General features: G+C 57.2%; 22 protein-coding genes and 1 pseudogene. 11 read left to right on the top strand and 12 right to left on the bottom strand.

The window, feature by feature from the left end:
• Window positions 1-61: 61 nt before the first annotated feature.
• Window positions 62-592: a DUF6749 family protein gene (locus MK6180000_RS06335; RefSeq protein WP_138933970.1), complete on the bottom strand. Its 531-nt coding sequence runs from the start codon at window positions 590-592 to the stop codon at window positions 62-64.
• Between the two features lie 382 nt (window positions 593-974).
• Here MK6180000_RS06335 and xth point away from each other — a divergent pair, with 382 nt between their 5' ends.
• The 3 genes from xth (at window position 975) to eno (ending at window position 4,028) form a co-directional block, all read left to right on the top strand.
• On the top strand, window positions 975-1,754 hold the full coding sequence (xth, locus tag MK6180000_RS06330; RefSeq protein ID WP_138933969.1) for an exodeoxyribonuclease III: 780 nt from the start codon (window positions 975-977) through the stop codon (window positions 1,752-1,754).
• A 23-nt stretch (window positions 1,755-1,777) separates the two neighbouring features.
• Window positions 1,778-2,674: a DMT family transporter gene (locus MK6180000_RS06325; protein ID WP_138933968.1), complete on the top strand. Its 897-nt coding sequence runs from the start codon at window positions 1,778-1,780 to the stop codon at window positions 2,672-2,674.
• Window positions 2,675-2,750: 76 nt separating this feature from the next.
• The gene (eno, locus tag MK6180000_RS06320) at window positions 2,751-4,028 is read left to right on the top strand and encodes a phosphopyruvate hydratase (protein ID WP_138933967.1); all 1,278 of its coding nucleotides are present in this window, start codon (window positions 2,751-2,753) and stop codon (window positions 4,026-4,028) included.
• A 128-nt stretch (window positions 4,029-4,156) separates the two neighbouring features.
• Here eno and MK6180000_RS06315 read toward each other — a convergent pair whose 3' ends face one another.
• From MK6180000_RS06315 to zwf, 4 genes are all read right to left on the bottom strand, one after another.
• Window positions 4,157-4,432 carry a glucose-6-phosphate isomerase gene (locus MK6180000_RS06315; protein WP_138933966.1) on the bottom strand — a complete coding sequence of 92 codons (276 nt, stop codon included), beginning with the start codon at window positions 4,430-4,432 and terminating at the stop codon, window positions 4,157-4,159.
• 295 nt (window positions 4,433-4,727) lie between these two features.
• The gene (pgi, locus tag MK6180000_RS06310) at window positions 4,728-6,329 is read right to left on the bottom strand and encodes a glucose-6-phosphate isomerase (RefSeq protein WP_138933965.1); all 1,602 of its coding nucleotides are present in this window, start codon (window positions 6,327-6,329) and stop codon (window positions 4,728-4,730) included.
• 1 nt (window position 6,330) lies between these two features.
• Window positions 6,331-7,002: a 6-phosphogluconolactonase gene (gene pgl, locus MK6180000_RS06305; RefSeq protein ID WP_138933964.1), complete on the bottom strand. Its 672-nt coding sequence runs from the start codon at window positions 7,000-7,002 to the stop codon at window positions 6,331-6,333.
• Window positions 6,999-8,456 (bottom strand): glucose-6-phosphate dehydrogenase, encoded by a 1,458-nt coding sequence (gene zwf / locus MK6180000_RS06300; protein WP_138933963.1) that lies wholly within the window; start codon window positions 8,454-8,456, stop codon window positions 6,999-7,001. The genes pgl and zwf overlap by 4 nt, the downstream gene beginning before the upstream one ends.
• A 134-nt stretch (window positions 8,457-8,590) precedes the next feature.
• On the opposite strand from zwf, the gene MK6180000_RS06295 reads away from it, so the two are divergent.
• The 3 genes from MK6180000_RS06295 (at window position 8,591) to MK6180000_RS06285 (ending at window position 11,227) form a co-directional block, all read left to right on the top strand.
• Window positions 8,591-9,547: a radical SAM protein gene (locus tag MK6180000_RS06295; RefSeq protein WP_138933962.1), complete on the top strand. Its 957-nt coding sequence runs from the start codon at window positions 8,591-8,593 to the stop codon at window positions 9,545-9,547.
• Between the two features lie 264 nt (window positions 9,548-9,811).
• The gene (locus tag MK6180000_RS06290) at window positions 9,812-10,978 is read left to right on the top strand and encodes a tyrosine-type recombinase/integrase (RefSeq protein WP_138933961.1); all 1,167 of its coding nucleotides are present in this window, start codon (window positions 9,812-9,814) and stop codon (window positions 10,976-10,978) included.
• 69 nt (window positions 10,979-11,047) lie between these two features.
• A complete protein-coding gene (locus MK6180000_RS06285) occupies window positions 11,048-11,227 on the top strand; it encodes a helix-turn-helix transcriptional regulator (RefSeq protein ID WP_138933960.1) in 180 nt (59 codons plus the stop codon).
• An 86-nt stretch (window positions 11,228-11,313) separates the two neighbouring features.
• Here the strand turns inward: MK6180000_RS06285 and MK6180000_RS06280 are convergent, their stop codons facing one another.
• From MK6180000_RS06280 to MK6180000_RS06260, 4 genes and pseudogenes are all read right to left on the bottom strand, one after another.
• Window positions 11,314-13,578 (bottom strand): AAA family ATPase, encoded by a 2,265-nt coding sequence (locus MK6180000_RS06280; protein ID WP_138933959.1) that lies wholly within the window; start codon window positions 13,576-13,578, stop codon window positions 11,314-11,316.
• Window positions 13,575-14,150 carry a hypothetical protein gene (locus tag MK6180000_RS06275; protein WP_138933958.1) on the bottom strand — a complete coding sequence of 192 codons (576 nt, stop codon included), beginning with the start codon at window positions 14,148-14,150 and terminating at the stop codon, window positions 13,575-13,577. The genes MK6180000_RS06280 and MK6180000_RS06275 overlap by 4 nt, the downstream gene beginning before the upstream one ends.
• Before the next feature lie 88 nt (window positions 14,151-14,238).
• Window positions 14,239-14,730: a hypothetical protein gene (locus tag MK6180000_RS06270; RefSeq protein WP_138933957.1), complete on the bottom strand. Its 492-nt coding sequence runs from the start codon at window positions 14,728-14,730 to the stop codon at window positions 14,239-14,241.
• A 1,001-nt stretch (window positions 14,731-15,731) separates the two neighbouring features.
• Window positions 15,732-15,989 (bottom strand): annotated as a pseudogene (locus tag MK6180000_RS06260) (ATP-binding protein); the annotation flags it as partial.
• 30 nt (window positions 15,990-16,019) lie between these two features.
• Between MK6180000_RS06260 and MK6180000_RS06255 the strand changes: the two are divergent.
• Both MK6180000_RS06255 and MK6180000_RS06250 read left to right on the top strand, forming a co-directional pair.
• Window positions 16,020-16,268 (top strand): hypothetical protein, encoded by a 249-nt coding sequence (locus MK6180000_RS06255; protein ID WP_138933955.1) that lies wholly within the window; start codon window positions 16,020-16,022, stop codon window positions 16,266-16,268.
• A gap of 321 nt (window positions 16,269-16,589) precedes the next feature.
• On the top strand, window positions 16,590-18,860 hold the full coding sequence (locus tag MK6180000_RS06250; RefSeq protein ID WP_212751878.1) for a choice-of-anchor F family protein: 2,271 nt from the start codon (window positions 16,590-16,592) through the stop codon (window positions 18,858-18,860).
• Window positions 18,861-19,622: 762 nt separating this feature from the next.
• Here the strand turns inward: MK6180000_RS06250 and MK6180000_RS06245 are convergent.
• The 3 genes from MK6180000_RS06245 to MK6180000_RS06235 form a co-directional block, all read right to left on the bottom strand.
• The gene (locus MK6180000_RS06245; RefSeq protein WP_246040445.1) at window positions 19,623-21,023 is read right to left on the bottom strand and encodes a magnesium transporter; all 1,401 of its coding nucleotides are present in this window, start codon (window positions 21,021-21,023) and stop codon (window positions 19,623-19,625) included.
• Window positions 21,024-21,681: 658 nt separating this feature from the next.
• The gene (locus MK6180000_RS06240) at window positions 21,682-22,986 is read right to left on the bottom strand and encodes a ferredoxin reductase family protein (RefSeq protein ID WP_138933953.1); all 1,305 of its coding nucleotides are present in this window, start codon (window positions 22,984-22,986) and stop codon (window positions 21,682-21,684) included.
• 122 nt (window positions 22,987-23,108) lie between these two features.
• Entirely contained in the window at window positions 23,109-23,813 is a 705-nt protein-coding gene (locus tag MK6180000_RS06235; protein WP_138933952.1) for an IS6 family transposase, read from the bottom strand.
• Between the two features lie 221 nt (window positions 23,814-24,034).
• Between MK6180000_RS06235 and MK6180000_RS21000 the strand changes: the two genes are divergently transcribed.
• The 3 genes from MK6180000_RS21000 to MK6180000_RS06220 all read left to right on the top strand — a co-directional run bounded on the left by MK6180000_RS21000 (window position 24,035) and on the right by MK6180000_RS06220 (window position 26,268).
• Window positions 24,035-24,331: a recombinase family protein gene (locus MK6180000_RS21000; protein WP_138936369.1), complete on the top strand. Its 297-nt coding sequence runs from the start codon at window positions 24,035-24,037 to the stop codon at window positions 24,329-24,331.
• A 210-nt stretch (window positions 24,332-24,541) separates the two neighbouring features.
• Window positions 24,542-25,096 carry a hypothetical protein gene (locus MK6180000_RS06225; protein ID WP_138933951.1) on the top strand — a complete coding sequence of 185 codons (555 nt, stop codon included), beginning with the start codon at window positions 24,542-24,544 and terminating at the stop codon, window positions 25,094-25,096.
• Between the two features lie 179 nt (window positions 25,097-25,275).
• The gene (locus tag MK6180000_RS06220) at window positions 25,276-26,268 is read left to right on the top strand and encodes a tyrosine-type recombinase/integrase (protein ID WP_138933950.1); all 993 of its coding nucleotides are present in this window, start codon (window positions 25,276-25,278) and stop codon (window positions 26,266-26,268) included.
• The last annotated feature ends 15 nt before the right edge of the window (window positions 26,269-26,283 follow it).

Here is a 26,283-nt window from a genome sequence, read left to right as displayed (position 1 = left end):
CGATCTCCATTTGAATGGTCCGGGCACAAGGCCCCGTTCTGCTGCGTTTCGGAGGCTGGTCTTACATGCTCGAGGTGAACATTTCGACAGCGTCGCCTTCGCGCGCTTCGGCCGCAGGTGCCATTGAGGACGTGAATGCGCCCACAGCTTCGCCCGCTGTCACGGCAGGTGCCATCGACGAGGTAAAGAGCTGAACCGCATCGCCCGAGACGGCGTCGGCTGTTGCTGCAGGGCTCATCGAGGATGTGAACATCTCAACGTTGTCGCCGGCAGATGCGTCGCTGCGGGCCGAAGGGGCCATCGACGAAGTGAACATCTGGACGTTATCGCCAGCTGATGCATCGGCACGAACCGAAGGTGCCATGGACGAAGTGAACATCTCGACATTGTCGCCAGCGGACACGTCGCTGCGCAGGCTGGGCGCCATCGACGAAGTGAACATTTGCACCGCATCGCCGGCAGAGATGTCGGCTGTCATGCTCGGCGCCATGGACGATGTGAACATCTCGGTCGCGGCGCCGTCATGCAGGTTGGCAGTGTGTGTTGTTTTGATGGCGGCGAGAGTTGCTTCAACTTTGAGTTGTGCTGTCATTTTTTTAATCCCCAGATTTATGTTTCAGACCCCCAAAGGCTGGCACCTCGCCGCAAAACTGCCAAGACATTTTTCAACCTAAAGGCGAGTTCTCTCCATGGTTGAAAATCAAGAACATGGCCTAAGATGCACGGACTCTTGACTATTCTTGGTAGGCAAAAAAACTTATCCACAGGGGTAATTTGGGTGTTTTAAGGCATGTTTCTGATCTTGAAACAGTCGTTTACAACACAACCTTTACGTGTGTCCCGATTCGCGACAGATGGAATCGGTATCTTGAGACCATCCCATCCGCCGTCGATTCGCCGCCATGTGCTGCTTGCCCCTGTCGCGCCGCTAGGCGATAGAGTAGCGGCGCATCACAGACCGCGAGGACAGCCCCATGAAAGTTGCCACATTCAACATCAACGGCATAAAGGCCCGCATAAACGCCCTGCCCGATTGGCTGGATGAGGCAGGCGCCGACGTGGTGTTGCTGCAAGAGATCAAGTCCGTTGACGAGGCGTTCCCCCGCGAGATTTTCGAGGATCGCGGCTATACCGTCGAGACGCACGGGCAGAAGGGATTTAACGGGGTCGCGATCCTGTCGAAACTGCCCCTTGAGGATGTCACGCGTGGTCTGCCGGGCGATGAAAGCGACGACCAAGCGCGCTGGATCGAGGCGACGGTGATAGGGGACACCGCGATCCGCGTCTGCGGCCTCTACCTGCCGAATGGCAATCCGGTGCCAGGGCCAAAGTATGACTACAAGCTGGCATGGATGGAGCGGATGCAGACCCGCGCCACTGCCCTGCTGGCGCTGGAGGAGCCGTTTTTAATGGCCGGCGATTACAACGTGATCCCACAGGACGAGGACGCAAAGCGCCCTGAGGTCTGGCAAGAGGATGCTCTGGCGCTGCCCCAGACGCGGGCCGCCTTTCGCCGACTGCTGAACCTCGGCTTTACCGAGGCGTTTCGCGCGCAAACGCACGGCCCCGGTCACTACAGCTTTTGGGATTATCAGGCGGGCGCGTGGAATCGCGATGACGGTATTCGCATCGACCACTTCCTGCTAAGCCCTCAGTGTGCGGACCTGCTGGAGGATTGCCAGATCGACCGCGACGTGCGCGCCCGCGAAAAGCCTTCGGACCACGTTCCAGTCTGGGTGAAATTGCGCGCCTGATTTGTCCCGGAAAGGGCACTCTGATGGATAACCTACGCGGTAGCATGCTGATGGTGCTGGCGATGGCGGGATTCGCTATCGAGGATCTCTTCGTGAAGCTGCTGTCGCAGGACATGCCTGTTGGGCAAATTCTGATGATGCTGGGCGGCGCTGGATGCGCAGTGTTCGCCGTCGCCGCGCGCGCCCAAGGCACCCGCCTTATCAGCCCGGTATTGCTGAGCCGCCCCGTCATGCTGCGCAACTTGGGCGAGATTATCGCGGCGGTCACGTATGTCACCTCGCTGGCGCTTGCGGACCTTTCAACCGTTTCGGCGATCCTTCAGGCGACACCTCTGGCGGTCACGCTTGGCGCCGCACTTTTTATGGGTGCGCAGGTGGGCTGGCGGCGCTGGTCAGCCATTCTGGTGGGCCTCGCCGGGGTGCTGCTGATCGTGCGGCCGGGCTTGGATGCCTTCCACATCTCGTCGGTCTTTGCGGTCATATCAGTGATCGGCCTTGCCATCCGCGATCTGGCAACGCGGGCAATTCCGTCGCACGTGTCGTCGATGCAGCTGTCGTGCTATGCGTTCGGTACTATGGTCCCGACCGGAGCGGTTATGCTGGCCATTCAAGGCGGCGCTGCGATGCCGGGATTGTTGGCTTGGGCCTATCTACTGGGGGCTTTGATATTTGGCGTTTTGGGGTATTACTTCATCGTTGGCGCCATGCGCATCGGCGAAATTGCCGCTGTCACGCCATTTCGCTACTCGCGGCTGCTGTTTGCTCTGATCATCGGCATGACCCTGCTGGGCGAGCGGCCTGATGTGTGGACGCTGATCGGCGCGGCAATAATTATCGCATCCGGCCTTTATACCCTGATCCGCGAACAGCGGCTGGCCCGCCGCGCGTTCCGGCAGGCCAAGCCCAACGGGCCGCTATAGCCTCGGGGGTATTTCCCTTTACTGCGCAGCTTTGCTAAACGCATCGCAAAGCACTGTCATCCATAAGGAACCACGCATGAGCAGCATCATCGACATTCACGCACGCGAAATCCTCGACAGCCGGGGCAACCCCACTGTTGAGGTCGACGTCACGTTAGAGGACGGCACAATGGGCCGCGCCGCTGTGCCGTCGGGCGCATCCACCGGCGCGCATGAGGCGGTCGAGCGGCGCGATGGCGACAAGGCCCGTTACATGGGCAAGGGCGTGCTGGACGCCGTTGATGCCGTCAACGGCGAGATCGCAGATGCGCTCGACGGCTTCGACGCGACCGAGCAGGTGGCGATCGATCTGGCGATGATTGAAATGGACGGCACCGACAACAAGTCGCGTCTGGGCGCGAACGCGATCCTCGGCGTATCGCTCGCGGTGGCGAAAGCGGCGGCTGACTACACCGGCCAGCCCCTTTATCGCTACGTCGGCGGCACGTCCGCGCGTCTATTGCCAGTGCCGATGATGAACATCGTCAACGGCGGCGAGCATGCAGATAACCCCATCGATATTCAGGAATTTATGATCATGCCGGTCGCGGCAGAGAATATCCGCGAGGCAATCCGGATGGGCGCGGAAGTGTTTCACACGCTCAAGGGCGAGCTGAAGGCCGCCGGGCTATCAACTGGCATCGGCGACGAAGGCGGCTTTGCCCCCGATATCGCCAGCGCGCGCCAAGCGCTCGATTTCATTCTGAAAAGCATTGAAAAGGCGGGCTATAAACCTGGCGAGGATATCTATCTGGCCCTCGATTGCGCCGCGACCGAATACTACAAGGGCGGCAAGTATGAAATGACTGGCGAGGGCAAATCGCTGACCTCAGGCGAAAACGTCGCCTACCTCGCCGGGCTGGTCGCCGACTATCCTATCATCTCGATCGAGGACGGCATGGCCGAGGATGACTGGGACGGCTGGAAGACGCTGACGGACGAGCTGGGCAACAAAGTGCAACTGGTCGGCGACGATCTGTTCGTGACCAATCCCGACCGGCTGGCAGACGGCATCGCGCGCGGATGCGCCAATTCGATGCTGGTCAAGGTCAACCAGATCGGCACGCTGACCGAGACGCTGCGCGCCGTGGATATGGCGCATCGCGCGCGCTATACCAACGTGATGTCGCACCGCTCGGGTGAGACGGAGGATGCGACCATCGCAGACCTCGCCGTCGCCACAAATTGCGGGCAGATCAAAACTGGCTCACTGGCACGCTCGGACAGGTTGGCAAAGTATAACCAGCTGATCCGTATCGAAGAGATGCTGGGCGAGGCCGCTGAATATGCCGGGCCAAGCGTGCTGCGAGGGTAAAGGCGAAGTTTCTCGCTAGTTGATGCCGCTCCCGTTGATCACGGATTTGGTGCAGGCTAGATGACCATCAAACACGAAAAAAGGCGCGGCAGAACTGCCGCGCCTTTCTAAATCCAATGTCGCGAAACTTACGGGCAGGCCGCCTCGTAATAGGTGCCATCGCCGCGCGAATAGGCACACACTTTGCGCTGGTTGTTCTGCGCAACGACCGTACCGGCAGCAGCGCCGCCGAGGGCAGTGATCAGTTGCCAGTCACTGCCAGCACCAAGCGCCTTGGCGGTCAGCAGTCCAGCGGCAGCACCGCCTGCAGCGCCAGCGACCGTACGCTGGTTAGATGTCATGTTTTCGCATGCGCCAAGGCCCAGTACAGCCGTCATGGCGGCCGCAGTTATCCACTTTTTCATTAAAAAACTCCTTCTTATCTCTCGTTCTCGCATGTCGTCCTTCTCGCCGGAACAACAGAACGCATGCGCCGATGCACTAACGCAAGAAGTAGGCCAAGGTTCCATCCCCCCCCAAGCCATGACGCACGATCAGGCAGAAAATCGCGCGCGGCGTGAAACTTTACGGCGGCTGCACGCGTATCTATTGCACAGCCCGAGCTTAGGCAGAGGGTTTAGCGTCACAAGCTATTGAGGCGCGTACGGAACGCCATTGGCACGCTCCCCCGCGGGCGGTGTCTAAGGCGAAGAGGGCGGATCAACCGTTTGAAGATTGCACGTAAGTTACGAGTTGCTGCGTTGATCCGTCCTTGCCGTCCATCGGCACGTTACCGGCCAGAACCGGGCCTAGCGTATTGGCCAACTCCTTGCCCAGTTCCACCCCCCACTGATCGAACGAATTAAGGCCCAAGATCACCCCCTCGACGAAAACCCGGTGTTCGTAAAGCGCGATGATCTGCCCCAGACGATACGGGGTCAGCAGATCGTAAATCAACGTGGTGGACGGGCGCGCGCCCGGGAAAACGCGGTGGCGTGCCTGCCGCTCCTGCTCGGCGCCGGTAAATCCCATTTCCTTCATCAATGCGCGGGCAGCGTTCAGGTCCCGCCCATGCATCAGCGCCTCGGACTGCGCGAGGCAGTTGGCGACCAGCAGCGCGTGTTGATGCGCCAGATCCGGCTCATGCCCGCGCGCGGCGACCATGAATTCACACGGCACCACTTCGGGACCTTGGTGAATCAACTGATAGAATGCGTGCTGTCCGTTGGTCCCCGGCTCGCCCCAGACGACGGGGCCACTACCATAGTTGAGCGTGCGGCCATCCATCGCCACGCCCTTGCCGTTCGATTCCATCTCTAACTGTTGCAGATAGGCGGGCAGCCGCGCCAGCCGCTGATCATACGGCAGCACTGCGCGCGTCGCATATCCGCAGGCCTGATGGTGCCAAAGGCCCGTTAGCGCCAGCATCATCGGCATATTATCCTGCGCAGGTGCCTTGCGGAAATGGATATCCATCGCCTCTGCGCCGCGCAGGAATTCGGTGAAGTTCTCTGCTCCGATGGCGATCATCAGCGACAGCCCGATCGGCCCCCAGATGGAGTAGCGCCCGCCAACCCAATCCTCGAACCCGAATACGCGCGAAGGGTCGATGCCCCATTCCCCTGCCTTATCCTCGGCCGAGGAGAGCGCGACAAATTGCGCGCCGGGATCATCCACCGTAGCCGCCATCCAAGCGCGGGCGGTTGCGGCATTGGTCATCGTCTCGGTCGTGGTAAACGTCTTGGACGCGACCAGTACCAGCGTGCGCGCAGGATCAAGGCCCGCCAGCGTGCCCGCGATGTCGGCGCCGTCCACATTCGAGACGAAATGGCAACGAGGGCCGTCCGCATAAGGCATCAGCGCCCGCACGGCCATATCGGGGCCTAGGTGCGAGCCGCCGATCCCGATATTAACCACGTCGGTAATAGCTCCGCCTGCCCCCTTGAACGCGCCGCTGCGCACTGAACCGGCAAAGCTGCGCATCCGCGCAAGGGTCGCCAGCACACCGGGCATGACGTCCTCGCCATTCACCATCACAGGCTGGCCCGACAGATTGCGCAGCGCGGTATGCAATACGGCGCGGCCCTCAGTCTCGTTTATCGGCTCTCCGGTAAACATTGCCTCGCGGCGCGCTGGCACGCCCCGCTCTTCGGCCAGCGCCAGTAGCGCACCCCGCACCGCGCCATCCATCGACGTCTTGGAATAATCCAGCAGCATCCCATCGAACCGCACCGTGAAATCCGCGGCGCGCGTCCCATCAAAAAGAGGCGCAATGCCGCGACCGCGTGCGGTGGTTGCCATTGATTTGAGATCGCGCCACATCTTAGGGCGCCCAATGTACGGTGGCATCGTGCAAAAGCGCCGAGATGGGCGCCTCGGCGGCGTCCATCCCGCACGCACGCTCCAGCGCCGCGCGCTTGGCATCGCCAGTGATCACGACATGCAGATGCATCGCACCGATCAGGACGCGCGCGGCCAGCGTAATGCGCGGCTCCGGCTCACCCTCAATCCGCATGGGCACCAGCAGCGGCGCGTCATGGGCCAGAGCCGCCTCCAGATTAGCTGCGCGAGGAAACATCGAGGCAGTGTGCATATCCTCGCCCATGCCAACCATCGCCACATCAATTGGCAGGCGCGGCGCCAGCGCCGCCGCCAGCCCCGGCGCCGCATCCTCTGGCGAGGTATCTGCCACATAAAGAGGTATCAGCGTGGCGGATGCCGCCCTTTCCACCATCAGGCGTTCCGCAATCATCCCCGCGTTAGAGCGCAGATGCGCCTGAGGCCTCCACCGCTCATCGCTGGGCATGATGTCGACACGCTCCCACTCCAGCCGCGCACCGCACAGCGTGTCAAAGACAGGACCGGGCGTGCTGCCACCCGGCACCACGAACAGAGCGCGGTCGCGTTGGCGAAGCGCTGCGTTCAACTGAGTGCCGATCACATCGGCGAGGCCCATCGCCATAACTTCGGCGTCGGGATATTCCTGTAGGTTCATGGCTTAATCTCCCGCCAGCGGCGCCCGTCGCGGTGCATCAGGGCCAATGCGTCATCGGGTCCCGCGCTACCCGTCGCATAAGGGCACGGGGGCGTATTCGATGCCTCCCACGCGTCGATAATAGGGTCGGTCCATTCCCACGCTGCCTCTACCTCGTCGCCGCGCATGAACAAGGTCTGATCGCCGCGAATGACATCCATGATCAGCCGCTCGTAGGCGTCCGGTACTAGGTCCGCATCTGGGCCAAGTGCCTCGGAAAAGGTCATGTCCAGTGGCACATCGATCAGGCGCATCCCTCCCGGTCCCGGCTCCTTGATGGTCACGCCCATCTCTATGCCCTCATTGGGTTGCAGTCGGATGGTCAGGATATTGCGGTGCCGCCCCGCGTCAGACCCAAATATCGAATGAGGCGCATCCTTAAAAACAACAGCGATTTCACTGGCGCGGGCGCGCAGCCGCTTGCCGGTGCGCAAATAGAACGGCGTGCCGGCCCATCGCCAGTTGCCGATCCGTGCCTTGACCGCGACAAAGCTCTCGGTCGTGCTGTCTTGGTCCTCGACCTCGCCGCGATAACTTGGCAGGCTATCGGTGCCCTCATACTGCCCGCGCACCACATCGCCCAGCTGGGCCGGTGACAGTGCGCGGATCACCTTCAGCTTCTCGTCGCGCACGGCGTGGGGGTCATATTTCGCAGGCGGCTCCATCGCCGTGAGACACAAGAGCTGCATGATGTGGTTTTGCATCATGTCCCGCATCGCGCCCGCTTTGTCGTAATAACCGCCGCGCGTGCCAACGCCGCCGGATTCGGCCACGGTGATTTGGATATGGTCGACATACTGGCTATTCCACAGCGGCTCGAACAGCGTATTGGCAAACCGGATTGCCATCAGGTTCTGCACCGTCTCTTTGCCCAGATAATGGTCGATCCGGTAGATTTGCGTTTCGTCAAAATGGCGCGCCAATTCGGCGTTCAGCGCGCGCGCCGAGGCAAGATCGCGGCCGAACGGCTTTTCCACGACCACGCGGGCGTCTGGCGTGGCCAGGCCATGCGCCTCAATCCGCGTCGCCAGATCGCCGAACAGCCCCGGCCCGACCGAGAAGTAAAAGGCGCGGATCCGGTCGGCCCCGTCCAGCAGCGCCGACAGCGCGCCCCACCCCTCGTCGCCGCGCGCGTCCAGCGTGACATAGCTCAGCTGCCCTAGAAACGCGTCCAAATGCTCGGCGGCGCAGCAGACATCATCGTCGAACTCCCCGATCGCGGCGCGCGCAAAATCACGGTAGCCCGCATCGTCCAAATCGCCGCGCGCGGCGCCGATGACGCGCGCCTGCGGGTCCATCTGGCCCGCACAAAAACGGCGAAAGAGCGCGGGCAAAATCTTGCGCCGGGCCAGATCGCCAGTGCCGCCAAAGATCACTAGATCAAAGGGTTGGGCGGGAATGACGCGCGATACCATGGACATGCCTCCTGAGTCAGCATGCACCTTAGCACTCTGCGCTGCGTTCACAACTGTGTCAGACACCAAGGCCCGGGTTTCCCTAAGGCAGGCATCGCGTTAGGTAACATTGTGACAGCTCCCGAAAGGATGCCATGAAACACGCCGCTATCCCCGCCCTCCCCAATGCGGGTAAATTCCGCGATCCACTGCACACCGCCAAGGGCGAGCCGCGCGCACATGTCGCGCTGAGCCGCGCCGAAACGCTGTGGTTCAATACCGGGACGCTATGCAACATCGAATGCGCAAACTGCTATATCCTTAGCTCGCCCACCAATGACGCGCTGGTCTACATCACACAGGCCGAGGTAGCGGACTATCTGGACCAGATCGAAGTGCGCGCATGGCCAGTGCGCGAAATCGCGTTCACCGGCGGCGAGCCGTTTATGAACCCTCAGATGATCGGAATGACGCGCGCGGCGCTCGCGCGAGGATACGACGTATTGATCCTGACGAACGCGATGCGGCCGATGATGCGAAAATCCATGCGCGCGGGCATCGAGGAATTGAATGCCGCCTACCCCGGCAAGATGACGTTCCGCATATCGGTCGATCATTGGTCCGAAACGCTGCACGACAAGGAGCGCGGCACAGGCGCGTTCGCCCGCACGATCGAAGGTATGGACTGGCTGCGCGACTCGGGCGTGAGGATGGCCGTCGCCGGCCGCACCGTCTGGGGCGAGAGCGAGGCCGAGGGCCGGGCCGGCTACGCCGTGCTTTACGCGCAGCATGGCTATGACATCGATGCCGCAGACCCCGGCGCGACTGTCCTCTTTCCGGAAATGGACGAGGAAACAGAGGTGCCCGAAATTACCACCGCCTGCTGGGATATTTTGGGGAAATCACCCGATGCCGTGATGTGCGCTTCATCCCGAATGGTGGTCAAACGTAAGGGGGCCGCCAAGCCTGCCGTGCTGGCCTGTACCCTGCTGCCCTACGCGCCCGAATTCGAACTCGGCGAGACGCTGGCCGAGGCAGAGCGCGACGTGGCGCTGAACCATCCCCACTGCGCGAAATTCTGCGTTTTGGGCGGGGCCAGTTGCTCGGCATAGCGTCCGCCGACTGTCCTTGCCGCCCAGCCAAACGTCGCGCCAATAACGGCGCCAGCACAGCGCGGGCCAACGAAAACAGAAACCGCCATTTCTTTTTGCTAAAAATATCCCCGCCGGAGGGGTATCTTCTTTGTGTCATGCGGTCTCATGACGTCTCACCGGCCTTAAAGTTCCTTTAAGGTTCAGTGGGTTATAGTGTCACTCTGTTCCGGGAAATTCCGGGCAGTGTCACTTGAGATCGTAGATAATAAAGGAGATATATCAATGGCAAAATCGAACGTGTTCACAGTCGCACAACTTAAATCACTCCCAGTGGGAAAACACTGCGATGGACAGGGTCTATGGCTCCATAAGCGCGCGGATGGCGGGGCACAATGGACCTTCCGCTTTCAACTGTGGGGTCGTCAACGGGAAATGGGGATCGGATCTTTCAAGCGGATCGGATTAGGCGAGGCTCGCAAGAAAGCGGACTGGGTCCGCCTGCAGGTGCAGGCCGATATTGATCCGGTCAAACAGCGCCGTCTGGAGAGACAGCAGTCGAACTCCCGGGATGGTCGTCTGGAAAGCCTCGCGTGGGAGGCGTACGGCACACACAAGGCGAGCTTGAAGCATGGTGGCGCGGACGGATTATGGGTCAGCCCCCTGCGCCTGCATCTTCTGCCCAAGTTGGGCAAGATGCCGATTGTTAAGATCGATCAGGACGACATTGCGCATGCCCTGGCCCCGATCTGGCATGAGAAACCGGTCACGGCCAAGAAAGCCCTTTCCCGGCTCAGAACCGTATTCAAGTATGCGCGGGCCAAAGGCTTCCTTGTAAACCGGGCTGTCATCGAAGAAGCGGTCATTCTCTTGGGAGAGAACAAGAAACCGGTCAGACAAAGTCTGTCCCTTCCATGGTCAGGGGTCCCCGCCCTCTACGCGACCCTTTCCGATGACGATCCGGTGCAACTGGCATTGCGAATGCTGATCCTGACGGGGGTGCGGGCAGATTCCGTGAACAACATGCAGCTGGGACAGATCGAAGGAGAGATGTGGCAGATCCCGCCTCTGCACGTGAAAGGCCGCGCCTCCAATACGGCCGGGTTTGATGTGCCTTTGTCCCAGGAAGCCTTGCATGTGATCGCATTGGCGAAGAAGCAAGAACAAAACGGGTATCTGTTTCCCAATGCGCGAGGTGGGCCTTTGAACAAGATGGCCATGCGAAATCATCTTGTGGAGACTAATGTTGCAGCGCGCCCCCATGGGTTCCGGGCGTCCTTGCGGACCTGGTTGTCAGATCAGACCGATTGTCCCTTCGAGATCGCAGAAGCCTGCATTGGCCATGTCAGGAAGGGAGATGCCGCCATCGATACCTACAATCGCACGGCCTATGTCATGAAGCGCGCGACTTTCATGACCGATTGGGCGGCGTATGTAAGCGGAAAAACCTGAACAAAACGTAAACCTGAGTTTAATAATTTTCTGTTAAGTATGCCTCATAAAAATAGAAAGAGGACATAAATGACGGATAGGATTTTAAGACAAAAAGACGTTCAGGACATTACCGGGCTCAGCCGCTCGACCATTTACAGACACGTCAATGCGGGCACATTTCCGGCCCCGATCCAACTGACGGACCGCCTCATAGGCTGGCGCAGCACTATCATCTCAGACTGGGTGGCTGACCGCCCTGAGGTCTGATCAAGAGCAGGGCTTTAACAAGACCCCGCCCGGCGCCTCTCGCGCCGGGCGGGGTTTGTATCTTCATGCGATGTGCAGAGCCACGTTCAGCCCGGCAGGTTTGCGTCATGCACGCTGCTTCCTGCTTTTGCCGGTGCCATGGCCGGTTTCCTGGCATCCGCATCCTGCATGAACTGTTCGATATCCCGCCCGTCTAGTTCTCGGGCGCGCATCAGTCTGTCTGCCAAATCCAGGACATGTGCCTTGTTCGCCGCGACAAGAGAAAGAGCCTTCTTTTCGGCTTCCAGCAGATGCCGCTCAACGCGGTGCCTGACGTCCTCAGGAACCCGCCACGTCTCGTCCGCGGTCGCAGCATCCCAAGTAAGGCCACTCTCCCCAAAACCCCACTGACGCTCGATCGCGAGGGCGAGGCTGGTCGCCTGGGCAAGATCGCTTTTCTCGCCTGCGCCAGCTCCAGAGCTCGGATTGCCGAACACACAGATCTCTGCAGCGCGACCTGCCAATAGAACCTGCAACCGCTCCTGAGCCGTTGTGGGCGTCAGCATCCTGAAAGGAAAGTGGTCCACCTGCCCCCCTTGAGCTGTCAGGCAAACACGTTTTGGAAAAGACCAGCCAAGCCGGACCATCACCACCACATGACCCGACTCGTGGATGGCTGCCCGGCGCAGCATCTCGTCATCAAGCCGGGGCACGACTTGACCGGTTGCGCTGTCGAGATGGTGCTGTTGAACCGGTGTTCGATCCGCCCGGGCGCGCCCCTTTGCGTCGCGAACGACGGCTTCCGCCATCGCGCCCGACTGGCCCAAAAGCCGATCTGCGATAGATGCAAGACGCAGCTCGCCCGCCCGTTCTCGCCCCAGTTTCGCAGCCAGGATTGCCTCGAGCCCGCTCTTGTCGGGATAGGGCACATGCAGCTTAAGATCAAAGCGGCCACTGCGGATCACTGCCGGGTCAACAATTTCCAGGTGATTGGTCGCGCCAAGCACGATCAGGCCGCCTGTATCTTTCGCCCTGTTGATCTGTTCAAGCAATCCATTCACCACACCGCGCATATAGTCGGTGTTAGATCGTCGAGCGTCTCGCTGCGAGAAGCTGTCCAGTTCATCGATGAAGAGCACCGCGGGAGCGGCATTTTTCGCCTTTGCGAAGGCCCTGTCCAGCGCCGCGAGCATATCGCCTTGATGCCCGTGCTTCTGACAGTCAGAATATGAAGTCTCGATGATCGGGATACCCGCAGACCCCGCGAAGGCTTTGGCCAAAGTGGTCTTGCCCGTGCCAGGCGGACCATGGAAGACCGCGCTTGATGCCACCTCGGACCAAGAAAGAGCGCCATCTCTCCAGAGCCGTAAATCGTTCAGCATGCGATCTAGAGACAGGCGCACTTCCTTCAGACCATGAATGGCGTCAAGCGTCAGTTCCGGCATCTGCGTCACGAGTTTTTTGGCGATGGCCGCAAGACGATCAGCGACCATAAGTGTCGTCGGTGCGGCGAAGGCAGCGTCGATCTGGGCCGGGCTAAAGGCTTTTAGGTTTCCCCCAATTGGCAACCGGGCGCGGAGTTCAGCCGTGGCCAAGTGCCCTGTCGAGCTATGGGTCAGGCGCATGGTTTCAATCACGATCTCCGGAGTGATGCCAGTCCACGCGACCGTCCGTGTCACGAGCGCATTCATGGCATCAGACGGATGTGAACTCCCGAAGGTCACCATTAAAACAGAAGCGCCCTGGGCGAGACTGCGTTCGATGCGCGCGTCTTGCATGCCCCGCCTGCGCTGACGGCTTTTAAGCGCGCTTCCATCGTCCTCATCTTGAACATACCAATGCAGGTCTGCCTTCCTTCCTGCGGTCAGATACCCGTTCCAGTGCTCGATCACGTTTGGGAGGATCTGAGCCAGGGCCCAAAGGAACGACCCAGTGGGGCAAACAAAATTCGTTACATTGCCCGGACAGAATAGGTCTTGCAGATGCACTTCGCTGCCCACGAGTTGTTCCAATGTCAGGGCCGCCGCGATCAAAGACGGAGGCGGGTCACCCTTGAGCAAGGCTCGCCCGCAGCCACGAGAAGATTGCGCCCAAGGATCATCACCCACGCTGATCGCCGCCGCAATCTCAGCCTCGGTCATGGTGTCCGCGAGCGGCGTTTTCGGTCGCTCCCAGGATCTTTCGGCGGCTGACTGGATCATATCGTCCGGCAGATTTGCGATAAAATCCTCATCATCTGGATCTGCAGGTGCTCTGGAAAGCTTTACGATACCGTCCCACACAGTGTCGAACAGGCTCCGTGCCATAGCGCCTGCGAGATCCGAGGGGAAGTCTGCCGGGGGTGTAGAATTTGGTTCAGTTTTGTTGGTCATAGGCCCCTCCCATCATTGAGGACCGGTGCCGGCCCGGGAGTGGAAACCCTTGTCGCCGATAGGCCTAGGTCTTTGACGGCGCGCTCGAGACTGACGCATGGCTCCCGGCGCAGGAGATCGATTTCAGAGAGCGCAATCCGATGAGATTGATGCCGGTCCGCGGTGAACTTCACGACGTTTTCAGACAGGGCGACAAGCGCAACGATATCGAAGTCATCCGGTGCGTAGGGTTTCACGCCGGTTGGAGAGCGATGGTACCCCTTGGTGAGGCTGAAGTGGAAATATCCATTTCTAGGCCGACAGCAGGTTTTGATCTGCAGTCGAAGGTCGCCATCAGGATGATAGACGATGCGATCGGCAGGCAGCATTTCTGGCAGCTGCGAGGTATAGATCCCGAAGCGCAACAGAATGCTGTCCACAAGGTGCTCGCCAGACAGGCCAAACCATTTTGCATGGCGTGTGAGCAAGTCCGGTGACAGGTCTGGAAATTGACGGATATCGCTATCCGAGAGGTGGGCAGCGCGAGACGCGAACAGCGCTTCGAAGCCGCTCAGGGGCGGTTGTTTAAACATAGGAAATTCCTTGTAAATATGTTTGGGGCCCGCAGGCGCCGAAACGCGCCAACAGGGCAATTCAATAGCTCTTGAAAATCTCTGAAAATCAGGCGGCCAGCGGCAGACCCGCACCGGGTCTCTCACAAGATCCGCTGGTCAGCGCATGCTCGATCATTTGATCAATGCAGGTCTGGGCCTCATCCGCGAGATCGCGAACTGGCGCTGCGATATGCGCCGGGGCTTGCGCAATGCAATGCACCGCTCGCGATTGAACGGCCTCCAGCGCAGCGAGACTGGTTGCTGACACGGCTCGCGAAATAAGCCCTGCCATGCGGTGAAGTACCAAGTCATTCACGGAAAGAGGCTGCACGGCTGTCACGGTTTCAGCTCGAATGGCCACCAATCTCCAGGCGGCGTCCGCATCCGATACAGACTGACCGAACGCAATATCAAAGCCAGCGTCTTCTGCCCACTCTTCCTTTTCGAACGCCATAAATACGCGGGTCATGAGCTCGCAAAAATGCTCAAACAGATAGGATTGCGCTCTGCCCGTGGCTTCCGAAGCCGGTGTGTTAATGATAGTAATATTTTTAGTCATGATGATCTCCTTCTCAGATCGTTGTGATTAGAGCGGAGTGAGAGTTGCACCTCTTGCTTCGCTTGCATAACTATGACATTATGCCATCATAAAGTCAATAGATAATTCTGGAATCTTAAAATGGTTAAATTTGGGCGGCCTAAGACTGACACCTCAGCAGTAACCCTACGTCTTCATGCCGACATGCTGCAGGCCCTTGACGACGTGAGACGAGACGAAGCCGATCTTCCAACGCGGCCGGAAATGATCCGCAGGATTATTGCGGACTGGCTCGAGCAGAAATCGAAAGTCGAAGAATGAAGATTGCCAGAAAAATTATAATTAGACTGCGAACAGAAATAACGATTCACGGCTGCGAGCGCAGCGAGTCCGAATGAATTCGAAGTCATAGCGTGAGAAATCTATTGCCCAGAAGGAGGACGCTTTGGGGGTTATGAAGTAGGCCTTTCGTACTGGATAGAGACTGCAAAATTGTCAGATATCTTCCAGATCAAAATATTTACGCATACGCAGCGGAAAACATAGAGATTGCAATTCCATGTTCTCCCCCCATTACTCCCTAAAAAAGTATACGGATTGTTGAAAGTAGTAGCAAATATGTTAAAAAAAGTAACAGAAATGTTGAGCGATATTCTAAACATTTTCTGTTACAGCTTTCAACAAATCTGTTACCTTTTAGCTTTGTTCGTGGACGGTTTCCGGGCATTCACCGCTGGCGCCCATCTTCCAACGTTGAACTTTGAAAGCTTACATTCCGCATAATCCACTTCGTTTTGCAGCAAAGAAAGCGAGCGGAACGATAATTCGGTGGCCTTGGCCGTTCACTTCGACATCTCAAGGGCATGTCAGTCCCGGCGCAAAGAGGGTCAGTTTCCCGGTGTAAAATTGGATAGTTCGGTTGGGAGTTAGCGGCGCCTTGGCGCGCGTGCTCGCCAAATAGTTGACGCGTGTCAAGGCGCGCTGGCCGCAGGCCAGCCCTTCTGATCCCGGGTTTATGGTTTTCAGGATTGGGCTTTTCGGCTTTGACGCAAACGGAAGCTCTCGCCGTTCATTTCGAGGATGAGCACATGATGGGTCAGGCGGTCCAGAATGGCTCCGGTCAAGCGTTTTGAGCCGAAGACCTCGGTCCAGTCATCGAAGGGCAGGTTTGAGGTGATGATTATCGAGCCGCGCTCGTAGCGCTGGGATATGATCTCGAACAGCAATCCGGCGCCTGTCTTGGACAGCGGAACAAAGCCCAGTTCGTCTATGATCAGAAGGTCTTGGCTGACCCGAACCCACTCAAGGAGGTGCAGCGCGAGTATCACACCAGCACACTCCTGAAAAACATCAAGGGCAGCACAATCACGCTGGCGACGTTGGAAGGGATCGAAATGGACGATCCGCAACGGTTCTTTGGCGATACGGCTGATCACTTGCAGCGGGACCTACAGGCCAACCCGGAGCACACAGCCAAGCAACTGCGCGAAGCCGGGGACCGGTATGTGTTCATCACCCCGGCGAACACAAACGCGCCGCCTGAGGGGCAAGAGGTCTGAGGGCGCTATCAGGTCGGGCGGTGAGTATTACCATCCGGCATTGCTGCAATTCACAAACAGCGCCAAGGCCGCGTATTTACCAACGGGCAGTTGCAGGACCGTTTCATCGGTTAACCGCCACATTCCAGCGTCAGGCTGAAAAGTTCGACAAGCGACAGTTAGCTGCGTGCCGCACCAAAGAACTCTGCTCGACGCATTTATGCAACACTCTTCCTAAGCTGATCTCGATCACGCACCCACGTTGATCTAGATCAATGGGCTTCGCATTCCAATAGTTGAATATCTTCAGGTCGTATGAGTGCAACAGAAGGAAGCATTTCGATGAAATCTAAGAGTTACAAGTTTGGAACTGCCGCACCAGCAGCACTGTTGATTTTGTCATGCAGTGCGTCTTGGGCTGATGTCTTGCCCGACAATGTTTTGATCGGCACATTCGGGGACGGTATGATTTTTTCCGACCCGGCAGAAGGTGTGGTGGAACCGGGCATCAAAGCCGTCACCTTCACCAGCACAAGAATACCTGACGGATCGGGTGGATTTACATATGTTGATCCCTTTCAACAGATCGTTACAGATTTTTCCGGTCTCACGTCTCGCGGCAACGTTACGAATTGCTTGATGGCCAGTAATCCTGACGTTTTCTGTGATTCCGAATCCGGATCCGGAAAGCGGATCAAGACATACATCACCGGACCAGCACCATTCGACATGAGGTTGCAAACGACACCGAGTATGGTTTCCCCGACAGTGGATTACTTCACCTTTGGAAAGGTGTCTAACTTTACCGGTGCTCGGATGACCGGATTCTCTTTGCAGTTGCTAGATTCGAATGGCGTTCTGATGGACGCCGCCGACCCTAACAACGCTGTTTTGTTCAATCTGGCGGCCACCCAAATTGGCCTTGGCTCTGGTCTGCCTGACGGGCTGTTCGGCGACGGCGGTAACGAAGGCGAGATCGGTTTTTTCTCGGCGAACAAGGCGACACTTGACCTCACAGCGTCGGTTAACGAACTCGCTTTCGGTGCGCTGAGAAACACCGAATATGTCGCAAACTTCGGAACGGCCTTCCTTGACAATTCGATGGTGCCGAATGGTCTGTTCTGGGACGATAACAACGACCCGACCGACGAGTCGTCATTAGTCGCCTGGAATAATATTGCTGCAGGTGGCTGGACCTATGGAACGCTGGATACCGCTGCTAATCTTAATTCAAGGCTGACAGAACTGGCATCGACGCTGGGTGTTGCTGTGGCTGATCTCGGTTATGTTGACGGTGGTCTGGTCCCTGCTGACATTGTTGCACTCGCGCAGGCCAATGGTCTTTTTGCTGTGGATGCGGTCGAGGATTTGCGCAATGCCAACCTGAACTACACTATGACCGTTGGCACAGTTGACGGGGGCGAATTCACTTTACGTCTCGTACCAATCTTCGCGCCGATCGTCGCCAGTGCTCAAGACACTTATCAATTTAAGCTTGCGGGCAATCTCGATGCGGCTGCAAATGTGCCTTATTGGGATTTGGGGAATGCAGCGGCTTATCAAGCTGCGATTGTCGGCATGCTCGCTCTCAGTCCGGCAGACCGATCAACGGCTCTGAATAGTATCGGGTTCAGCTTTGCGCCGGCTTTCTCCAGCCTTGGGTTTGAGGCTGCCCGCAACCAAATTGCGACAATCTTGGACTACTCAGTGCCTTGGGAAAGAACCGGCGGAGATGCAGACGTTATTTCCAGTCAGGGCGTCGCGCAGCCTTGGGTGATGGGTGACGGTCTTTACGGACTATTCTCTATAGGTGGATCGCGTTCATCCTATGACCCCACAACCGGGTCTGTCGGTTATGATGTTGATATGGCGTCCTTCTCTCTGGGTTTGGAAAAACGCCTTTCGGACTCCAACACCTCTATTGGTGTGATAGTTGGCGGTACAACCGGATCGGCCGATGCCAATCAAGGCCTTGGCGAAATTGACACAGACGGATACTCTCTGGCTGCTTTTGCGCGGAACCAGTTTGGTGAAGGAGGTTTGTTTCAAGCGCTAATAGGCTATCAGGATCTGTCATATGACTCCACCCGAACTGTGATGGGGCAAACGGCGCGAGGTGATACCGATGGCTCACAGTTCTTTGCTGCGCTGAAAGTTGACTACTTGAAAGATTTCGGCTCTTTCAAATTCGGCCCGACCGCATCATTGGAATACTATGACGTCTCAACTGATGCCTTCACTGAAACTGGGGCAGGTATCTGGAACCTGAATGTCGCAAAGCAATCTGGTGACACTCTCATGGCTTCAGTCGGTGTTCGCGGCGAATATCAAATTCAAAGTGTTTCCAGTGATACTCTCCTGACCGGAAGCCTTGAATATACCAATGCATCTGGTGATGACCTCGTCATACAAAGCGGATTGGTAGGCTTGCCCGGAATCTCGTATACAGTGGATGGTTTGAGTGAAAACCTGGTAAGCCTGAACCTTGGTCTTGAAAGTGTGGTCTCTGCCAGAGGGTCTCGCAAGGTTGTCTTGCAGAGCGGCTATCGCGGAGCATTCGGTAGTGATTACGAAAGCCATGGCCTGCAAATAGGCCTAAACTTTACGTTCTAAAGGCTCATATTTTCTTATGCATTTTGTGAACGGCGTCCCTTTTGGGCGCCGTTTGCTCTGATGTTGTCCCCTTGATTTAATCCAAATTGAGATAGGCTCTGGTCCAATTGAAATAACCAGAGATGAAACAATCCCGATTCACCGAAGAACAGATCATTGGTATTCTGAAAGAACATGACCGGCATTTCCGTTGCCGGGTCCCAGGAAGATCAAAACCTGAATAGATCTTACCCAAAATAGCGGAATCTGTGCGGTGCAGGTCATCAGCGATGGGCCGAAATGCACTTTGATTGGCTGCACAAACTGCTTCAGGGCGACCCGTCTGCCAAGGCTATGTCAGTCGGGTGATCCGGCTGGCATTGCTCGCGCCAATGGTGTTGGACCGGCTTGTCCTATGGCGCAAGCGAACTGTGTTTTCGATCTTCGACGACAAAAATTGCATGAGGCTCAGGTCCGTCTTTGACTTGGAGCAAGGCCACTTTGAGATCGGCTCACAAGTTCAAGCGGCCGCAAAAAAGATCTATTTCAAAACGACGGTTTAATGCTGCGCATCTACGATGCGAAAGCTGCGATGCGGCTTCATTCCAAACAGTGGAGGACAGCTTCGGGCCTTCCTTGTGGCTCGTATAATCTAGATTTTGACATTCCCCCCGCCGCATCTGTGTCGGCACCGAGTTAAATTTTGCAGTCCTGCCGTGCAATTGTCTTGGCAGTGAAGTTCGCAACCAGCCACTGGGCAAATAGCAACTGCTCGCAGTAGGTTCAGATCAACAACGGCATCATTAGGCTGGCCAAGCTAAGCACAAGAAAGAACCCCGCCATGTCGGTGATGGTCGTCAAAAGGGGCCCCGAGGCTGCCGCAGGATCTTGACCGAGTCGTTTCAAAAGCAGCGGGACGACACCGCCGATAGATACCGCCAGGACTGTGTTGATGGCAAGCGCCGTGCCGATCACAAGGCCAAGCCACGGGTTACCCTTCCAGATCCAGCACACCAGTCCGATCAGGATACCCAAGGCGATTCCGTTGATAATTCCGACCGTGACTTCTTTCCGCCAAACCCGCATCGCATCCTTGGTTCGCACGACACCCAGCGCCAATTCCCGCATGGTTACACCGACAGCCTGATTGCCTGAGCACCCTGACATGTCGGACACCATAGGCAGAAAGACGGCAATTGTGATGAGCGCCGCGAGGGTTTCCTCGTAAGCCGAAATCACCGACGCGGCAATTATGTTCAGTACGATGTTGGCCGACAACCAAGCAAGGCGCCGCCGTGACCGCAACCAGGTCGGCATTGAGCGCAACTCGTCGCCCACAATGCCTTGTCGTTTCAGGCTTTCGCTTTCGGACCGCGCCAGGGCGGCGTCGTGTACCGCCGTGCGTGACACGACACCAACCAATCGCCCGTCAGCTTCCACGACCGGAAGCCCAAAGAAATTGTGTTTGTCAAAGAGGTCCTGCAGAGCGTCAAGCGTTGTGTCCACACCGATCGTGACTGGCTGCACCATGATAGTGGCCAGCCTTTCACTACGGTTGGATGTAAGTAGGTTGCGAAGTGAAACGACTCCGACCGGGCGGTCCTCGGCATCGACGACGTAGGGATGCTGACCGCGGTAGCGTTCGAAATCCGCTTCCTCTGAAACAATTCCTTGCAAAACAGCCCCGATCGTTGCCGTCTCGGAGAACTTAAACGCCTCGGCAACCATAAGGCCGCCCGCAGTGCCATCCTTGTATTCTGCCAGGCGCCGGACGTCGGCGGCATCATCCGGATGCAAACGAGCCAGAATGGCATTGGCATCCTCTGTCTCGAAATTGCCGATAATGTCTGCCTGCAGGTCAGAGCTCAGCTGGTCCAGCACCTCTGCGGCGCGGTCGATTTCCATGCGCTCTAACAAATCGGTGGCGGCCTGCACAGGCGCCTCCACGATCAGCTTGGCGGCCAGGTCCGTAGGGATCAACGTCATCAAGACGTCGCGATCGTCGGCAACCAGCAACAGCAATTGACGCAGCGCGGCTGACGGCGGCAACGGCTCCAGAAGTGCCGCCAGCGTCTCAGAATCGCGGGCGTCAATCGCGTCCTTGATCTTCACACGCAAGGGTTTTGAATCGTCCTCGGGTTCAGGCATAACGGGCGGAGCGGGCAGTGTTTCGCCGTCGATCATTTAGCGGTCCTTCCTTGATTGTTCGCATGCCCCGACGGCCGCACAGCAGCACGCGAGCTCATCAGTTCCGCGTACGGGGCCCCGACACCTTAACTCCAAATTCGAGCGATGAAGTTCAGTCTTCCCTAATCTGAATGGCTTGGGCGATGCAGCGCCATAGCAACAACTGTTAACAAGTGCGGTCACATTGTCCGCACACCGGTTATTGAGGCTGTTGAGATGCTGCATTATGCGCCGACGACGGCAATGCGAAAGCTGCAGCGCAGCATCAGATGGATCCGTGAACGGCTGTAATGGGCCGCTCACGTCGATCAGACGAGCGGGATAATCAGGATGCGTGCCGCGTCGCCGCAAGTCCGCTCCGAGCCCACGTCAGCATTTCTCTTCGACCCATTACCTTTGCTTCAGGGCCCTTCGCGACTCAAAAAATCACCCCATGAACCAAAGGCGGGGCATGTGCTAACACTCAAGCCGGGCTACCCAAATTTGGGAAGTCTGAAATGCAAAGAGCCCTAAAGCCTGCCCGCGGAGTAAACTCGTGAAAATTAAAGCCGTGAATCAGCGCAGTGCAAATGCCAGAACTATCAAATATAGAACGATGTTCAGACCCCAGATCGTCAAGGAAATCCGTCGCCGCAGACTCATATCTTTGAATGGATTAGTCATAGTCGAACCGCTCCGACAGGATACGATGAGAGGGTGTGCCCCTCTCAATCAGGTGATCTTCAACGATATCCATCATGATCCCCGGTCCGCACATCACAAAGACCCATTCGCTTAACTCTTCTGCTGAAAAAACGCGATCCATCAGCGCTGCGTCAATGAAACCTGTCTCTCCGTGCCAGGTTTCTGGCGGTTCTGACAGAACATAGAATACGCCCTCCGCGCCCAATTCCTCACGATAGGCAATCTGATCAACCACCCGGTTTCCATAGATCAACTTCACCTTGCGTGGATCTCCGGCCAAGCGCATTTGCCTAAGGATGCCAAGCAGCGACGCCAGCCCCACACCACCTGCAATAAGAGCGACCCCGGGTTCGGTGCGGCCATCAATAGACAGATTGCCATAAGGGCCATCAAGATAAGCGACTGTTCCAGCCTTTATCTGGCCAATGGTTCGTGTGAAGTCGCCAAGCTCTTTTATCATGAAGGAAATTTTCGATCCGGCACCTGGCGCGGAGCAAATAGAGAATGGGTTTTCTTTCATCGAGAACGAACCTTGCCCCACATTCAACCACACAAATTGCCCAGCCCTGTAATCAAGGCCAGAATGACCATCTGGTTTCACTGACAATTCCCACTGCTTTGGCGTCAATTGCACAACTGTGGCCACGCGCCACGGGCGAGCCTTGTCCAGAAATGGCACGAGCAGGTAAACATAAAGTAGCGACCCAACCGCGACACCCGTCATTGCCACCCACAATCCTGTCATCACTGGCTGCGATCCATATCGCCCCGCATAGACGGTATGATGTAACAGGAGTAACGCGATCAAGAGTGCGCCGACACCATGTATCCGGCGCCACGTCTCGTATTTGTAGTCCAGTTGAGTGCGTCCGATTGCCAGTAGAACAAGGCTTGGAAGAAGCAGATAGGCGGCAATGCCTGTGGACAGGTTGGAGAAATCGGTTGTGATCGTCAGTTGGCGCGTTGGGTCCCATGGACGCTGACCACCGGGAGGCGTACCTTGGTAGAGGAAGGGATGTAGCAAGGCAAAACTTAGCGCCGTGCGCGCCATCACCTGATGAAACCGCATGGTCACATCCATGCCAACGCCATTCGAAATGCTCTTGAAGCGACCGGAGAGGACGAATTCCATGAGGACCATCGAGAAGGCAAGAATACCAAGACCAGATGCAAGTTCTTGGTGAAACGGGCGTGGTGGTCCTCCGATCGACCGCGACAAGATCAACGGCAATGTGACGGCAACAAGGTAAGCTATGATCAAAAAAAGCGGTTTCATTTCTCCAGTCTTCTCCGCCTTATTTGAATAAAAAATTTCACGCTCTTTTTGCTGCAGATTACTTCAATAGGTGCTGTCCGACCATTTCGAACCGGTCTCAGTCTGCCGCCAAACGCCAGAACCTATGCTGAACGAAGCTGACGCCACTCAGAGAGTGCGGCGGCGCGGTTGAGCTTGAAAGTGGCGCGTGAGGAAAGGTGGCGCTCACTGAAATGGTTGTGAACGGCGGCGTGGACGGCGGCAAATTTCTGCAGACTTCGCGCGCGCCGAAAGCGTAGCATGGCCCGTTCTCGTCTTCGGAACGGCAGGTGAGAATTCTCCGCCCTGTTGTCGAGCCAACGACCGGTTTCTTGCCGATCAGCATTGCCGATGACCTTCATCGCAGCGTCATTGGAACGCAGTTGGTCGGTGACGAGCGCCTGAACCTTGCCATGGCGTTTCATGATTTTCCTGAGGAATTTCAACGCCCCTTTACAGTTGCGCCGCTTAAGCACATAGCTTTCGAGCACCTCGCCCTCGTGTTTCACGGCCCGCCAAAGGTAGTGCGTCTCGCCGTTTATCTTCAAGAAAACCTCGTCCAGGTGCCACTGCCAGTTCGAATACGACTGCAACTGCTGCACCCGTTCTCTCCGGATCTCAGCAGCAAACATTGGGCCGAACCGGTTCCACCAGCACCGCACCGTTCCATGGCTGATGTCGATCCCGCGCTTGTGCAGCAGGTCCTCGATGCTTCGGAGCGAAAGGGGAAAGCGAACGTAAATCATGACCGCCAGGCGGATGATCTCAGGGCTGCTTTGATAGTACTTGAAAGGGTCTCGTTTTGTCATGGATAGACGCTACGAAACTGCCTTGCCCGGCTCAAGCCAATTTCTTCTGACAAAGCCAAGCCGGTAAATCTGGAAGCGGTAACTCCTACGGCTTTGACGTTGTCAAAAAATTCGATGCCTCCGGTGAAGCTGTTCGCGGTGACCGGACGGTCAATCCACACAAAACCGACATTATCGCCCGGATCTTTACAGACTATGCCGTCGGAAAATAGCCGAAAGCCATCGCATCACACCTAAACGCCGATGGCATCCACGGACCTTCCGGAAAGGCGTGGGGACAAAGCACCATTAACGGCAATCTCGAGCGGGGCACCGGGATACTCGACAACGAACTCTATATCGGCCGTCTGGTCTGGAACCGGCTGCGCTATCTCAAAGATCCCGACACCGGCAAGCGCATTTCGCGTCTGAATGACCAATCCGCCTGGGTGGTCCACGACGTTCCGGACCTGCGCATTGTCGACCAGGACCTGTGGGATCGGGTCAAGGCCCGTCAGGGTGACCTCCGTGTCAAATAGAACACCGGCGATGGCATGTGGGATCGCCGCCGTCCGCGCTATCTTCTCTCCGGTCTTAACAAGTGCGGCCATTGTGGTGACGGTTATTCAGTTATCTCTCAAACCCATCTCGGCTGTTCGACCGCGCGCAACAAGCGTACCTGAAAAAACCTGCGCGGGATCAAACGGGCAACACTGGAAGACTACGTTCTTGGCGGTCTGCGTCATCATTTGATGGACCCCGATTTAGCCAAACTGCTTGCCGCAGAATACAACCGCCATTTGAATACGCTGAGACTAACCAAGTACGCCTCGATCGAGCGTGACAAGGCCGAACTCAGGAAGGTTATCGGGGAGCAGGAAAAGCTTGTGGATGCCATCTGTGACGGTGTGCCAGCAAGCAAGCTGAAAGACCGCATGATCACATTGGAAGAACGGCAACAGGATCTGGAGCATAAACTGGCAGCCGCCAAAGAAGACCCGATCTTGGTCCACCCCAACATGGGCAAGTTCTATCGCCAGCAGGTTGAGAGCCTTGCCACTTCCCTGAACAGCGCAGGCTCCAGAACGGAGGCTGCCGATATTCTGCGCGGCTTGATCGACCGGATCACAGTCACCCCCGACTTGGAGACCGGAGTGCCGGCTGTCAGCCTCGAAGGCAACCTCGCGGGCATTCTTGCTCTGTCCCAGACAGCAAAAAACGCCGTTCCGGTTTCCCAAGACGACGTTCAGCAAGTAAAGTTGGTTACGGGAGTAGGATTTGAACCTACGACCTTCAGGTTATGAGTCACGTTTTGGGGTTTCCCACATGGTTCGCTGGATTGCGCTCACCTACCCTATCTTATTGAAATCACTCATTCTTCATTGACGCTCGTTACGCTTGGGCCCTACGCTTTACCCCATGATTTGCTTTCAAATGCTTCCACTGTGCTTCCACAGACGAAACGGGATTAAGGGGATATGGCATGCCTAAACTGACCAAGCGTAGCGTTGACGGCTTCGGCATCCGCGACAAAGGCTATTTCGAATGGGATAGCGAGATTAAAGGATTTGGCGTCCGCATCATGCCGTCCGGCTCCAAGACCTATCAGGTCCAGTATCGCAAAGGTGGGCGCACACGGCGCGCGTCTATTGGTCGGCATGGCAATGTAACCGCAGAGCAAGCCCGCGCCCGAGCCAAGGAAATCATGGGCGAGCTGTCCAAGGGCGAAAACCCGGTGGAAGAGATTGCGCAGCATCGCCGTGCGCCAACCGTCGCCGCTTTGTGCGAAAGGTTTTTCAAGGATCATGCGCAGCACCGCTGCAAACCCAGCACACAAAGCGAGTATCGCCGCGCGATTGATCTGTTCATCAATCCGGCGATAGGCAACTTCAAGGTTGTTGATGTCGAACGTCGTGACGTGTCCGAGTTGCACCACAAAATGCGCAACAAGCCCTATCAGGCCAACCGAGTCCTAGGCGTCTTGTCCAAGATGTTCAATCTGTCCGAGGTATGGGGGCTGCGGCCAGACGGGTCAAACCCCTGCCGCCACGTGCCAAAATACCGCGAGGAGAAGCGGGAACGGTTCCTTAGCCAATACGAGCTCCAAAATCTTGGACAGGCGCTGACAGAGGCGGAACGCGATGGATCAGAAACGCCTTATGTGATCGCCGCCTTTCGACTGCTGATCCTGACCGGTTGCCGGTTGGGCGAGATACAAACCCTGCAATGGAGCTTCATCACAGATCAGGGCATGGAGCTGCCGGACACGAAGACCGGAGCGCGGCGCATACCCCTGCCCAAAGCCGCAAGAGCGGTTCTAGCGGCCCTGCCACGGCTTCCTGACAATCCCTATATTATCGTAGGCAAATTGGCGGGCCGCTATGCAACCGACCTACAGCATCCTTGGCGGCGCATCCGTGACCGGGCGGGCCTCGACAATGTAGATATGTACGGACTCTCGGGACACTTCCTGTAAATTCCCAGATTTGGG

The organism is Roseovarius arcticus, assembly GCF_006125015.1.
GTDB lineage: Bacteria > Pseudomonadota > Alphaproteobacteria > Rhodobacterales > Rhodobacteraceae > Roseovarius > Roseovarius arcticus.
Note: the sequence above shows the minus strand (reverse complement) of the source record. Positions and strands in the feature narration are given on the sequence as shown.

What these genes read in the sequence shown, in the direction of transcription:
- MK6180000_RS06335 (WP_138933970.1), bottom strand. Translation starts at nt 592, where the DNA reads ATGACAGCACAACTCAAAGTTGAAGCAACTCTCGCCGCCATCAAAACA.
- xth (WP_138933969.1), top strand. Translation starts at nt 975, where the DNA reads ATGAAAGTTGCCACATTCAACATCAACGGCATAAAGGCCCGCATAAAC.
- MK6180000_RS06325 (WP_138933968.1), top strand. Translation starts at nt 1,778, where the DNA reads ATGGATAACCTACGCGGTAGCATGCTGATGGTGCTGGCGATGGCGGGA.
- eno (WP_138933967.1), top strand. Translation starts at nt 2,751, where the DNA reads ATGAGCAGCATCATCGACATTCACGCACGCGAAATCCTCGACAGCCGG.
- MK6180000_RS06315 (WP_138933966.1), bottom strand. Translation starts at nt 4,432, where the DNA reads ATGAAAAAGTGGATAACTGCGGCCGCCATGACGGCTGTACTGGGCCTT.
- pgi (WP_138933965.1), bottom strand. Translation starts at nt 6,329, where the DNA reads ATGTGGCGCGATCTCAAATCAATGGCAACCACCGCACGCGGTCGCGGC.
- pgl (WP_138933964.1), bottom strand. Translation starts at nt 7,002, where the DNA reads ATGAACCTACAGGAATATCCCGACGCCGAAGTTATGGCGATGGGCCTC.
- zwf (WP_138933963.1), bottom strand. Translation starts at nt 8,456, where the DNA reads ATGGTATCGCGCGTCATTCCCGCCCAACCCTTTGATCTAGTGATCTTT.
- MK6180000_RS06295 (WP_138933962.1), top strand. Translation starts at nt 8,591, where the DNA reads ATGAAACACGCCGCTATCCCCGCCCTCCCCAATGCGGGTAAATTCCGC.
- MK6180000_RS06290 (WP_138933961.1), top strand. Translation starts at nt 9,812, where the DNA reads ATGGCAAAATCGAACGTGTTCACAGTCGCACAACTTAAATCACTCCCA.
- MK6180000_RS06285 (WP_138933960.1), top strand. Translation starts at nt 11,048, where the DNA reads ATGACGGATAGGATTTTAAGACAAAAAGACGTTCAGGACATTACCGGG.
- MK6180000_RS06280 (WP_138933959.1), bottom strand. Translation starts at nt 13,578, where the DNA reads ATGACCAACAAAACTGAACCAAATTCTACACCCCCGGCAGACTTCCCC.
- MK6180000_RS06275 (WP_138933958.1), bottom strand. Translation starts at nt 14,150, where the DNA reads ATGTTTAAACAACCGCCCCTGAGCGGCTTCGAAGCGCTGTTCGCGTCT.
- MK6180000_RS06270 (WP_138933957.1), bottom strand. Translation starts at nt 14,730, where the DNA reads ATGACTAAAAATATTACTATCATTAACACACCGGCTTCGGAAGCCACG.
- MK6180000_RS06250 (WP_212751878.1), top strand. Translation starts at nt 16,590, where the DNA reads ATGAAATCTAAGAGTTACAAGTTTGGAACTGCCGCACCAGCAGCACTG.
- MK6180000_RS06245 (WP_246040445.1), bottom strand. Translation starts at nt 21,023, where the DNA reads ATGATCGACGGCGAAACACTGCCCGCTCCGCCCGTTATGCCTGAACCC.
- MK6180000_RS06240 (WP_138933953.1), bottom strand. Translation starts at nt 22,986, where the DNA reads ATGAAACCGCTTTTTTTGATCATAGCTTACCTTGTTGCCGTCACATTG.
- MK6180000_RS06235 (WP_138933952.1), bottom strand. Translation starts at nt 23,813, where the DNA reads ATGACAAAACGAGACCCTTTCAAGTACTATCAAAGCAGCCCTGAGATC.
- MK6180000_RS06220 (WP_138933950.1), top strand. Translation starts at nt 25,276, where the DNA reads ATGCCTAAACTGACCAAGCGTAGCGTTGACGGCTTCGGCATCCGCGAC.